The organism is Vibrio sp. 378 (assembly GCF_033339435.1).
Genome location: NZ_JAWOUO010000819.1, coordinates 1 through 312, shown reverse-complemented (window position 1 = coordinate 312; position 312 = coordinate 1). Strand labels below are relative to the sequence as shown.

Genomic DNA, 312 nt, shown 5'->3' with positions numbered 1-312 from the left:
CGAAATCACAGCTCCTGGTGCTGATGTGGTCGGCTTTGAACACGCACCAGAAACTGCAGAGCAAGAGAAAACACTGCAACACGCAGTCGCAACGCTAGAAGATAGCAACGCACTGGTTGCGATTAACCCACAAGCACAATGCGAAATTGAAGAAGTTCATGTTGAACACTCGCTTGGGGGGCAACATGAAGAACATGAGCACCATGATCATGAGGGCCATGATCATGATGAACACGCCTATCACGATCACGACGGTCAGGAAGGTCATGAAGGTCATGAAGGTCACGACTATTCATAGCACAGCGACCACCG

Annotated in this window: 1 pseudogene; it reads left to right on the top strand. The window is 50.0% G+C overall.

The features are described 5' to 3' along the window. Positions 1-292: pseudogene (locus R7Q48_RS29025) on the top strand (ZrgA family zinc uptake protein); the annotation flags it as partial. Between the last annotated feature and the right edge of the window lie 20 nt (positions 293-312).